This is a genomic window from Neobacillus sp. WH10, assembly GCF_030123405.1.
GTDB lineage: Bacteria > Bacillota > Bacilli > Bacillales > Cytobacillaceae > Neobacillus.
Genome location: NZ_CP126110.1, coordinates 1,769,990 through 1,781,260 on the forward strand (window position 1 = coordinate 1,769,990; position 11,271 = coordinate 1,781,260).

Here is an 11,271-nt window from a genome sequence, read left to right on the forward strand (position 1 = left end):
GATTTCGGTTTATATTTGTTGAAAGTGAAAATTTGGTTGACGGAAGAAAAGGAATTTAATCGTATTATGTAGAATATATGTCTTAAATTATTGTTTGATTAAAGAAGTTCGCGGGGTGCTATAAGTTGGAGAAGCAGTTCAATCAGGAAGATACAATACCTCTTGATATAAATGAAGAGCAGACGCAGAAAACAGTTTTACTGGAGAGCGAACAAAAATACAGAAGGATTTTTGAGGATTCCATTGACGGACTACTTCTCTGGGATAGTGGGCATCGTATTGTTGATATAAACACAGCTGGTGAAAGAATGATTGGTCTGCCAAAGAGAAAATTAATCGGTAAGCGGGTTTATGATTCATATTCCCAGTTAGATGGGAAAAAGGAAGAAATATTGAGACATATTGATCAGCTTCTTAACAATGGACAAACGACATCGACAATCATTTTTGAGATGGAAGATGGCAAAAAAAAATTTTTTGAATTCTCTTCAAAACTGGATATAGTTGAGGGAGTGAATTTAACAGTATTTAAGGATGTAACAGAAAAAGTAGTGATGCAAGAACAGCTGCGAAAATCAGATACACTTAATGTAATTGGTGAACTTGCGGCAGGTATTGCTCATGAAATACGAAATCCTATGACTGCCTTGAAAGGATTCATTCAATTACTTGAAGGAAGTATTACAAAAGAGCATTCGATGTATTATCAAGTTATCACTACGGAATTACAACGAATTGATTCGATTATTAATGAGTTTTTAATCCTTGCAAAACCTCAGGCAATTAGATTTCAGGAAAAGGATATTAATCAAATTATGAAGGAAACTGTTGACCTGCTGACTGCGCAGGCAGTTCTTTACAACGTCCAATTTGTAACAGAATATTCTGACGGGCTTCCACTGGTTTTTTGTGAACCAAATCAAATGAAAAAGGTTTTTATTAATTTAATAAAGAATGCCATTGAGGTAATGCCCTGTGGTGGGAATATTACGATTACCATTAAGAAAATGGAAAATCAGGAAATTCAGATAAAAATCCAGGACGAAGGTACAGGGATACCTAAAGAAAAAATAAAAAAGCTTGGTGAACCGTTTTACACGACAAAAGACCGAGGAACAGGTCTTGGTTTAATGGTAAGCTATAGAATCATCGATGAACATAAAGGAACCATCAACATTGAAAGTGAAGAAGGAAAAGGCACAATTTTTTACTTAAACCTGCCCATTAAATCATAATAAAAGTAACCCAATGGTTAAAAAACACTTCCTTTTAAGTTCTAGAAGTGTTTTTTAACTATTGACAGCACAAAGTAGATTTTGATATATATCTAATTAGATATATGTCGAAATAAGGAGATTGAAGGAATATGATTCAGCTGAACCGTATTGTTGCGTTTTATAAAACAATGGGAGATCCAACAAGAGTCAGGATTGTTGCTCTTTTAGCAAAAGGACCATTACATGGACAGGCGATAGCAGGCAAGCTTGGTTTAACTGCACCTACGATTACACATCATCTAAAAAAGTTAAGGGATATTCATGTGGTTTATGAACGCAGAGACAAAAATACGATTTACTTCTATTTAAATGAATCAATGATTAATCAGCAGGCACTGGTGCTTACCCAGTTGCTTGAAAAAAGAGGGGAGGAGCTGGAAGATATGGTGGAATCAAGTTTAGAAAGGCAAAAAATAATCGGAAATTTTTTCACAAAGGAAGGGAAGCTGAAAAACATTCCTGCCCAAAGGAAGAAAAAATTAATGGTATTTGAACATATTGTTCGTGGCTTAAAACGAGGCAAAAAATATGATGAAAAAGAATTAAATGAGTATATCATGCAATTTCATGATGATTATGCAACAATTCGCAGAGAATTCATAATTAATCACTACATGTACCGAGAAAATAGTATTTACGAACTGAATCCAGAAGAAATGTGGGCTAAATAAAGAAAACTCGCCGATTGGCGAGCCTAAGGGCGAAGACAGAGGCGAAGTTGCACTTATGTCTGATAGGAAAGTTTACTATCTATCGTCCCAGAATAAAAAAAGAAGAAGTCTCAAAAAGATTTGATTATTTGAGACTTCCACCTTTTTCTATTAAATTACTTCTTTAACCTTAGTAATAAAAGCATCAAGATTGAAGATTTCTTTTCGTTGTTTAATTAGGACTTTCCCGAGTTCTAACGTTGACCGTTTGGCAGTTAATCTAGCTTGTGCATCTTCAATTGTATCTAAATCAGCAACATGTGCAAGTCCAACTGTTCTTCTGATTAATTCGCAGCCGGTGAATCCAAGGGCATCCTCAAAAAACTTGGATAAATTGTAGCTTAAAAATAGTTCTGTTTTAGCTGAAGATTCTTTATTTTCTGTATTCCATAGATATGTATATTCTTTTTTAAAAACATTCCAAACTGTTTCAATATGCTGGATAAAGAGGCCACGCTTTGGAACGTTCACAATAACCTCGAAGAGAAGATTTGCAAAAACTTGACCAATATCAAAACCGGCAGGACCGTAGAAGGCGAATTCTGGATCGATAACTTTTGTTTCTGAATTGGCAGCAAAAACACTCCCGGTGTGCAGATCACCATGGAGGAGAACTTCTGCCTCCGTTAAAAAACTTCTCTTCAGAACATTCACGTGAAACTTCAGTTCATCATCCTCCCAAAGGGCTTCGACATCAGTGCGTAAGCCATCTTCGAATTGGTTTGTGTCCGCATCAAAATATGGATCGGTGAAAATTAATTCCTCGGTAATTTTGCAAAGTTCTGGATTGCTGAACTTTTGCACCTCTGCTTTTTTTTCAGAAGGGCCTAAGCCATAGTCTGAAGTATAAAATAATGTTTTCGCAAGATACTCTCCTAAATGTTTAGACAGGAGCGGGTATGTTTCCCCGTTAATAAAACCTTTTCGGGCAATTACAAGATGGGAAAGATCCTCCATTACAGTGACGGCCAGTACATCATCTGTAAAATATACCTTTGGGACGTAATCTGGAGCCAGCTGACCAAATGTCTTTAAGGCATCTGCTTCAATCTTGGCCCGTTTTACCGTTAACGGCCAGCTTTCGCCAACGACTTTGGCATATGGAAGAGCTTGTTTGATGATAATGCCTTTTCCATCGTGCTCATTGATTATATGAAAAACTAGATTTAAATTCCCATCACCAATTTCTTTGCAGGAGAGTAAAGCATTATCGGCGAATATATTTAAACTTAATGCCAGGCAAATAGCGGCATCTTCAGTTAATGGCTCGTAATATGTTTGTTTTAGTTGACTCATAATGTATTTCCTCCTTTGTTTTGGAGGCTTTGGAAGTGCGATGAGGCACTAAAAAAGCCTCTTTCTCATCTGAAAGAGGCTTGAAGACAATCGTGTCTATCACACCTCTTATCTTTCAGAAAGATCATCCTTCTGTTGGAATTAGCACCGTGCCATAAATGGGGGAATAACCCGGCGCGAAAACTGCGCCCCATTTCACAAATGGATATACGGTCGGTTGCTGGGCTTCAAAGGGCCAAATCCCTCAGCCAGCTCGTGATAAGAGTAAATCAATTTCAATACGGTAAAAATAATAACAGTTTCATAAACATAGTGTCAATATATTTTGAAAATTATTTATAATATTCCGGTTTTCTATCTTCAAAAACAGGAATCTGACTACGGATTTCTTTTACGAGATCCACATCTATCTCAGCCGATAAGATTTCCTCATTTGTTGAAGCCTCGGCAATCACCTCTCCCCATGGGTCAATAACCATAGAATGTCCGGCAAATTTGTTATTCGGATCACTTCCAGACCGGTTGCACGCAATCACATAACATTGATTTTCAATCGCCCTTGCGATTAATAGAGCGCGCCAATGTGCCAAACGCTGTTCAGGCCACTCAGCAACAACGAACAGTGCTTCTGCTCCTTTAGATGTATGGGCGCGAATCCATTCAGGAAAACGGATATCATAACAAATAACTCCCGCAAATGGTCGGTTTTCTAATTGGAATAATCCCTTTTCAGCCCGTGCCTCTAAATAAAGATGCTCGTCCATAAGTCTAAAAAGATGTAGTTTACTGTAATGCTGAACTGGTTGACCATCTTTTGAAATAATGAGCATTGTGTTTAATACTCCATTTTCAACACGATTAGCTACAGAGCCGCCAACAAAATGGACTTGGTGTTTTTTTGCTGACTCTTGGAAGAAATCTATTGTTTTTATTGCGTTTTGGTCGGCAATCTCATCGAGGCGTGTTAGGTCATAGCCTGTTGTCCACAGTTCTGGAAGGACAATAATATCGGGATTTTCACCCATTGCCTTTTCAATCAGCTTGGTTGCATTTTGATAGTTTCGAATCGGATTTCCAAAGACTATATCCATTTGAATACAAGAAATTTTTAATTTCATAGATCCGCCCCCTGTTTTCAACTTTCGGAATTTTTTCTTTACAAGCTGTTATAAAAGTTATATCATTTGTGACTAGAATTTCAAGAAAAATATGATATCGATTAAGCAGGTGAAAAAGGTGAAACAAATTCCATCATCAGACCTTTTGAAAAGTCTTCCTAAACAATTTTTTGCAGGGCTTGTTAAGAAGGTCGGAGAATATATAGCTGAAGGGCATGATGTGATTAATTTAGGTCAGGGTAACCCTGATCAGCCGACACCCGAACATATTGTTGCAAAGCTTCAAGAAGCAGCAGCAAATCCTCTGAACCATAAATATTCACCGTTTCAAGGACATCGTTATTTAAAACAGGCTGCAGCTGATTTTTATCTTAGAGAATACGGGGTAAGGATTGATCCTGATAAGGAAATAGCCATTTTATTTGGTGGTAAAGCAGGTCTGGTTGAAATTCCTCAGTGTTTGTTAAATCCAGGTGATATCATCCTAGTTCCAGATCCAGGCTACCCTGATTATTTGTCTGGTGTTGCATTGGCGAAAGCGGAAATGGTGACAATGCCTTTACGTGCACAAAATAATTTTTTGCCTGATTACCGTGAGCTATCTGCTGAGATTCTATCAGAGGCAAAGGTAATGTTCCTCAATTATCCGAATAATCCGACCGGGGCTACCGCCACGGCAGAATTTTTTGAGGAAACGGTTAAGTTGGCAAGTGAGAACAATTTTTGTGTGGTTCATGATTTTGCCTATGGAGCAATTGGGTTTGATGGTGAAAAACCAGTAAGCTTCCTCCAGGTTGAGGGAGCAAAAGAGGTTGGAATTGAGATTTATACTTTGTCTAAAACCTATAATATGGCAGGCTGGCGAGTAGGGTTTGCCGTTGGTAATGAGAGTGTGATTTCTGCGGTTGAACTTCTTCAAGATCATTTGTATGTAAGTTTATTTGGAGCGGTCCAGGAGGCAGCGGCGGAAGCATTGACGGGCCCTCAGGAGTGTGTTAAAGAATTAAACCGGCTTTATGAACGTAGACGAAATGTATTAATCGATGGTCTCCATTCGCTTGGATGGAATGTCACAGCACCAAAGGGATCATTTTTTGCATGGCTAAAGGTCCCAGACGGGCATTCATCCGAGGAATTCGCCAATATTCTTCTTGATCAAGCACATATTATGGTCGCACCAGGAATTGGCTTTGGTGAATTTGGCGAGGGCTATGTCCGTGTTGGTTTATTAGAAACAGAAAAGCGTTTAGCTGAAGCTGTCAGAAGAATAAGCAGGTTAGGAATTTTAAAAAAATAAGTTGACATTTTATACTTTTCTTGCCATAATCCAAAATAAAGTTAAACAACATAGTAAAGCGCAAGCGCCCGTATAGCGGCGTATAGACTGGGCGCTTCGAGTGAGTATTGGAAACACGGAGAGCGATAGCGATCCGATGTTGACTTATCGTAGGGAGAAGAGCGAAGGCTACTAGCCGCTGGAGCTGGACAATTCTCAAAATCGAAATTAATGCTTTTTTTTCTCAAAAAAAGTGAATAAATACGAATCGTTTTCTTATCAAGAGCAGGCGGAGGGAAAAGCCCGATGAAGCCCGGCAACCGACTTAAACTAGTGTTTAGGCACGGTGCTAAATCTTGCAGCTTTATGCTGAAAGATGAGAAGATGTTAGTTTGTGATGCTAACCTCTTCTTTTCGAAGAGGTTTTTTATGTTTTTACGGAAGGAAGATCAAAATTGAGTGAAATAATCGCTACATATCTACTAAAAGATGAAAAAAATCCAGAAAAAAAAGCAGAGGAAATTGCACTAGGATTAACGGTTGGAACATGGACGAACCTGCTAGAATTAGAGCAAAGACAATTACGCAAGCATAAAGGCAGGGTCGTTTCCATTGAGGGATTAACAGCCACAAATGAGGATCAGTCACTTCTCAAGATTGCTTATCCAACCATTAATTTTTCCAATGACCTGCCTGCAATTTTAACAACTGTTTTTGGAAAGCTTTCCTTGGATGGAAAAATTAAATTGCTAGATTTACATTTTGATGATGGGTTAAAGAGTTTGTTCCCAGGGCCAAGGTTTGGGATTGAAGGACTCCGCCAAAAACTAAATGTTTATGACAGGCCGTTGTTAATGAGCATTTTTAAAGGTGTGCTGGGCAAAGACCTTAACTTCTTATCCGAACAGCTTAAGCAGCAAGCTCTTGGCGGTGTTGATCTTGTAAAGGATGATGAAATCCTTTTTGAAAATGAATTAACGCCATTTGAAGCTAGAATTACTGCAGGTAAAGTTGTGCTGAAAGAAGTGAAGGAACAGACTGGGCACCAGACATTATACGCAGTAAATCTTACCGGACGTACATCTCAGCTAAAGGACAAAGCAAGAAAGGCCACTGAACTGGGTGCGGACCTTCTGCTATTTAATGTGTTTTCCTACGGATTAGATGTATTGCAGGAGTTGAGAGAGGATTCGGAGATAGCTCTTCCGATTATGGCCCATCCTGCTGTCAGCGGTGCATTAACCTCTTCACCTGAATTTGGCTTTTCCCATTCCTTGTTACTAGGAAAGCTTCTCCGTTATGCTGGGGCAGATTTGTCGCTGTTCCCTTCACCATATGGAACAGTTGCACTAGAAAAACCATTAACCCTTTCTATTGCAAGTGAGCTAACAAAGGAAGATGTTTTTAAAAAGGCTTTTCCTGTTCCATCAGCGGGAATTCACCCGGGACTTGTACCATTATTAATTCGTGATTTTGGCATTGACTCTGTCATCAATGCTGGCGGCGGGATACATGGACATCCGGGTGGTGCCCGGGGCGGGGCGGTTGCCTTCCGACAAGCGATTGAAACGAATCTTCAAGGGAAGCTGCTGATTGAAGGTTCCGACAAGTACCCTGAACTTAAACAGGCCTTACAGCTCTGGGGGAATGCAGAGGTGATCGTCTAAATGACAAAGCCTGTAATTTTTTGTGACTTTGACGGGACTGTTACGGAAAGTGATAACATCATTGCCATAATGAAAAAATTTGCCCCGCCAGAATGGGTTAAGCTTAAAGACCAAATTCTTTCCCAGCAAATCTCCATCAATGAGGGAGTAGGAAAACTATTTTCTCTTATACCAAGTACCTTGAAAGAAGAAATTACAGCCTTTGCGATAGAGAATGCCAAGATTCGCCCTGGGTTCAAAGAATTTGTTGATTTTTTACGTGAAACAGGCATTCCACTTTATATCGTTAGCGGCGGTATCGACTTTTTTGTTCATCCTATTTTAGAAGAGTATGTACCATTATCAGGAATCTACTGTAATGAATCTGATTTTTCAGGGGAGACAATCAAGATTCTTTGGCCTAATAAATGTGATTCGCTGTGTGAAAATGATTGCGGATGCTGTAAGCCGAGTATTATTCGTAAATTAAACCATAGCGAGGACAGCTTCAAAATTGTCATTGGAGATTCAGTAACCGATCTACAAGCAGCCAAGCATGCTGACTTTGTGCTGGCAAGGGATTTACTTGAGGAAAAGTGCGTGGAATGGGGTATTAACCATCAAGGGTTTCATACATTCTTCGATTGTATCGAGGAAATAAAAAAGAGAATTGAGGTGGGTGAGCTAACATGCTAACAGAAAGATGGACTGAATTAGCTGATGTAAAGGATGAGCTGGCAGAGCGTGACTGGTTTATGGGAACAAGCGGAAATCTTGCCATTAAAGTAAGCGACCATCCGCTCCAATTTTTGGTGACAGCAAGTGGTAAGGATAAGCGCAAGCGAACGAAAGAGGACTTTTTGTTAGTTGACGAATTCGGCCGGGCTGTTGAAGAAACACATTTAAAGCCTTCAGCAGAGACACTTCTTCATGTTGAAATTTACCGCAAGACGAATGCGGGCTGCAGCCTCCATGTCCATACAATTGATAATAATGTCATCTCTGAAGTTTATGGGGACAATGGTGAAATTTCATTTAAGGGGCAAGAATTAATAAAAGCTTTTGATAGGTGGGAAGAAGATGCGGTCTTAAATATTCCGATTATTCGCAATTATGCCCATATCCCGACGCTGGCGAATAAATTCTCAGAACATGTATTAGGAGATACTGGTGCTATTTTGATCCGCAACCATGGGATTACAGTGTGGGGAAGGAATGCTTTTGAGGCGAAGAAAATTCTTGAAGCTTCAGAATTTCTATTCCGCTACCAATTACGTTTATTAGAACATAAACCATATCAATTATTTAAAGTTGTTTAATATATAAAAGGAGAGATTACAGATGGCATATATTACATTTCAAAACAAAAAGGAGCAAATTCACGAACAAGCAGCAGTAGCAAGCTTCCTTTCATCTCAAGAGGTTATATATGAAAATTGGGATATTAGTAAACTTCCTCCCTCATTAGTTGAAAAATATCTTTTAAGTGATGAAGAAAAAGAAGAAATCCTTAATACTTTTACAGGAGAAATAGCTGATATTTCAGTAAGACGAGGCTACAAAGCTCAAGATGTGATTTCCTTGTCTGAAAATACACCGAATCTTGACGTTCTGCTTACAAATTTTAAAAATGAACACCACCACACTGATGATGAAGTCCGATTTATTGTTAGCGGCCATGGTGTGTTTGTCATCCAAGGTAAAGATGGCGAGTTTTTCGACGTACATTTAAATCCTGGTGACCTGATATCAGTTCCTGATAATACAAGGCATTACTTTACTCTTGAAGAAGACAGCAAGGTTGTTGCTGTTAGAATATTTGTTACTACCGAAGGCTGGGTACCTATTTATGAAAAAGAAGAAGTAAATTTATAAGAAAAAGACTGGCTGGCAGTTTCTGCTAGCCAGTTTTCTATTTAATAAATATCCCTTATTATTCCAATTGATTATTGTCGTATTAACAAGAAGGACACTAAGGAATTTGTCGAAAAACGAAAGAAATAGAATGTTTTGTCTACTTTTGCGAATGTATTTACTTTTAAAGAAATTCTTGTCATAATTCTTCAAGTAGTCTACTTTTTTGCAGATTACAGTATGTGTGTAAGAGTAGGAGGATAAAATTGTACAAGCATAGTAATATTCAATCTGAAATGATTGAAGAGATAAAGGTAAAAAGAGAACTGATGATCAATAGCGCGAATAAACTGGGCTTTACGAGTGAAGAAACAATAAAATACAGCCAAGAATTAGATGAATTAATCAACAAGTACCAAAAGAGCATTGGACAATCTTCAAGTCCAAATGAAGAAGTAAAATTTGCCTTTAAACAAATGATTATGATTTGGCCAAAAGTTTTAGTTTAATAAGTATGCAGCCAAAAAGATACCAAGGGAATTTTTAAATAATCCCACAAAACAAGATATCTTTGATCCACACCATGATTTTAGCCCCATAATAAATGCGTAGTAGATATCCGCCCATTTCCGTCTCCGTGGCTTTTGGGACTTAATTCTTATTAATAAGCAGCAACGCACCCGTGGCAAAATGATAGACCATATGGAACGAGGTTTTAGACAAACGAGGTTAAAACAATTTCAATTGCTAGAGTTAAAGTTTCTATAATAAAGGCCTTCCTATTTATTATTTCGTTGATTGATTAAAAATAAAGCGACAAGAAGGCCTTTCGGCGCATTATGTAAATAAATTGCTTATACAATTATTTTTCCAGTATCCCCTTTGCATCCGATTCCTAACCCCAATGAAAAATATCAACAAAATTAGACATAAGCTGTGATTTTTATCATTGTTTATATCAGAATATTTCATATAGTTATATTAGTACTATTAAATCGAAAATTCACACCTAAATTAACTACATATTTTACCACAACTAGTTTTTACTTCAACTACTTATGTTTTATAGAAACCACATCGTAGAAATTGCATTAGTTTTGCAAAGCTTTTCCCATGATTATTAATTTGAAAAAAAGAAAACAATCATTGTTTGGTACTATGCTCGTGTTGCGATTCATATATCGTTAATAAAGGCATTTTTTATAACCAAAGGAAGCAAACGCTTTCAACAAACTTAGACTATATAGAGGAGGGAATGTCCTACATGCACATTGTCGTATGTGTCAAACAAGTACCCGATACAAAAATCATTAAAATTAATCCAAAAACAAACACACTCGACCGCCGAAGTGCGCCAGCCATTTTGAATCCTTACGATGCCCATGCTGTTCAAGAGGCCGTAAAAATCAAGGAAAACACCGGCGGCACGATTTCTGTATTGTCAATGGGACCGCCGCAAGCAACTGCAGTTATTAAAAAGAGTATTGAAATAGGAGCGGATAGAGGATTTTTGATTAGTGACCGTGCCTTTGCGGGAGCGGATACCCTTGCGACTAGTTATGCATTATCTAAAGCTTTAGAAAGAATTAATAAGGAAATCCATGTAGATATGATTATTTGCGGGAAGCATGCCATTGATGGTGATACAGGACAAGTTGGTCCAGGCATTGCAAGAAGAATGGATATTCCACCCGTGACAAATGTAATTGAAGTATCAGAGGTCAATCAAAAGGAAAAAACCGTGTTAATTAAAAGGAAATTAACAAGCGGATATGAATTAATTCAGTCGGAAATGCCGTGCTTGTTAACTGTTGAGAAAGAAATTAATGATATAGAATATTCGCCAATGCCAAACATGATAAAAGCAGCAAGATACGAACCAATAATTTGGGCAGTAAGTGATCTTGAGAATGTAGACCGCACTCAGTTAGGACTGAAAGGTTCACCAACAATTGTTGGGAAAATGTTTACACCTCCTCGACCAGAAGGTGGTAAAAGACTAGAGGGTTCTGCCGATGAGCAAGTTGGTCAGCTTATGGAAGTCTTAATGGAGAAAAGGGACCTATTAACGATGCAGTCATCTAAATAATAAAG

11 protein-coding genes and 2 riboswitches are annotated in these 11,271 nt (G+C 38.1%); of the genes, 9 read left to right on the forward strand and 2 right to left on the reverse strand.

The genetic code is table 11. The features are described from left to right. The first annotated feature begins 125 nt into the window (after window positions 1-125). Window positions 126-1,235 (forward strand): ATP-binding protein, encoded by a 1,110-nt coding sequence (locus tag QNH20_RS08330; RefSeq protein WP_283922425.1) that lies wholly within the window; start codon window positions 126-128, stop codon window positions 1,233-1,235. A gap of 134 nt (window positions 1,236-1,369) precedes the next feature. Beyond that, window positions 1,370-1,948: a DUF2087 domain-containing protein gene (locus tag QNH20_RS08335; RefSeq protein WP_283923373.1), complete on the forward strand. Its 579-nt coding sequence runs from the start codon at window positions 1,370-1,372 to the stop codon at window positions 1,946-1,948. A gap of 150 nt (window positions 1,949-2,098) precedes the next feature. Here QNH20_RS08335 and mtnK read toward each other — a convergent pair whose 3' ends face one another. Together mtnK and QNH20_RS08345 are read right to left on the reverse strand one after the other, a co-directional pair. Continuing rightward, window positions 2,099-3,283 carry an S-methyl-5-thioribose kinase gene (gene mtnK / locus QNH20_RS08340; RefSeq protein WP_283922426.1) on the reverse strand — a complete coding sequence of 395 codons (1,185 nt, stop codon included), beginning with the start codon at window positions 3,281-3,283 and terminating at the stop codon, window positions 2,099-2,101. 105 nt (window positions 3,284-3,388) lie between these two features. Next, a riboswitch (SAM riboswitch) is annotated at window positions 3,389-3,548 on the reverse strand. Window positions 3,549-3,615: 67 nt separating this feature from the next. Then, window positions 3,616-4,401, reverse strand: coding sequence for a carbon-nitrogen family hydrolase (locus tag QNH20_RS08345; RefSeq protein WP_283922427.1), 786 nt, complete (start codon window positions 4,399-4,401; stop codon window positions 3,616-3,618). 118 nt (window positions 4,402-4,519) lie between these two features. Between QNH20_RS08345 and QNH20_RS08350 the strand changes: the two genes are divergently transcribed. The 7 genes from QNH20_RS08350 to QNH20_RS08380 all read left to right on the forward strand — a co-directional run bounded on the left by QNH20_RS08350 (window position 4,520) and on the right by QNH20_RS08380 (window position 11,266). Then, a complete protein-coding gene (locus QNH20_RS08350) occupies window positions 4,520-5,698 on the forward strand; it encodes a pyridoxal phosphate-dependent aminotransferase (RefSeq protein WP_283922428.1) in 1,179 nt (392 codons plus the stop codon). Window positions 5,699-5,950: 252 nt separating this feature from the next. Further along, window positions 5,951-6,060: riboswitch (SAM riboswitch) on the forward strand. A gap of 72 nt (window positions 6,061-6,132) precedes the next feature. Beyond that, window positions 6,133-7,344: a 2,3-diketo-5-methylthiopentyl-1-phosphate enolase gene (locus tag QNH20_RS08355; RefSeq protein ID WP_283922429.1), complete on the forward strand. Its 1,212-nt coding sequence runs from the start codon at window positions 6,133-6,135 to the stop codon at window positions 7,342-7,344. Then, the gene (locus tag QNH20_RS08360; protein ID WP_283922430.1) at window positions 7,345-8,019 is read left to right on the forward strand and encodes a 2-hydroxy-3-keto-5-methylthiopentenyl-1-phosphate phosphatase; all 675 of its coding nucleotides are present in this window, start codon (window positions 7,345-7,347) and stop codon (window positions 8,017-8,019) included. Next, window positions 8,013-8,642 carry a methylthioribulose 1-phosphate dehydratase gene (locus QNH20_RS08365; protein ID WP_283922431.1) on the forward strand — a complete coding sequence of 210 codons (630 nt, stop codon included), beginning with the start codon at window positions 8,013-8,015 and terminating at the stop codon, window positions 8,640-8,642. Before QNH20_RS08360 ends, QNH20_RS08365 begins: the two co-directional genes overlap by 7 nt. A gap of 22 nt (window positions 8,643-8,664) precedes the next feature. Continuing rightward, window positions 8,665-9,198, forward strand: coding sequence for a 1,2-dihydroxy-3-keto-5-methylthiopentene dioxygenase (locus QNH20_RS08370; protein WP_283922432.1), 534 nt, complete (start codon window positions 8,665-8,667; stop codon window positions 9,196-9,198). A 245-nt stretch (window positions 9,199-9,443) separates the two neighbouring features. Beyond that, window positions 9,444-9,686: an aspartyl-phosphate phosphatase Spo0E family protein gene (locus QNH20_RS08375; RefSeq protein ID WP_283922433.1), complete on the forward strand. Its 243-nt coding sequence runs from the start codon at window positions 9,444-9,446 to the stop codon at window positions 9,684-9,686. A gap of 755 nt (window positions 9,687-10,441) precedes the next feature. Further along, on the forward strand, window positions 10,442-11,266 hold the full coding sequence (locus QNH20_RS08380; RefSeq protein ID WP_283922434.1) for an electron transfer flavoprotein subunit beta/FixA family protein: 825 nt from the start codon (window positions 10,442-10,444) through the stop codon (window positions 11,264-11,266). Window positions 11,267-11,271: the final 5 nt, after the last annotated feature.

Excerpts from the sequence above, each read along its gene's own strand:
- QNH20_RS08380 (WP_283922434.1), top strand. The coding sequence starts at position 10,442 with ATGCACATTGTCGTATGTGTCAAACAAGTACCCGATACAAAAATCATT.
- QNH20_RS08360 (WP_283922430.1), top strand. The coding sequence starts at position 7,345 with ATGACAAAGCCTGTAATTTTTTGTGACTTTGACGGGACTGTTACGGAA.
- QNH20_RS08370 (WP_283922432.1), top strand. The coding sequence starts at position 8,665 with ATGGCATATATTACATTTCAAAACAAAAAGGAGCAAATTCACGAACAA.
- QNH20_RS08345 (WP_283922427.1), bottom strand. The coding sequence starts at position 4,401 with ATGAAATTAAAAATTTCTTGTATTCAAATGGATATAGTCTTTGGAAAT.
- QNH20_RS08365 (WP_283922431.1), top strand. The coding sequence starts at position 8,013 with ATGCTAACAGAAAGATGGACTGAATTAGCTGATGTAAAGGATGAGCTG.
- mtnK (WP_283922426.1), bottom strand. The coding sequence starts at position 3,283 with ATGAGTCAACTAAAACAAACATATTACGAGCCATTAACTGAAGATGCC.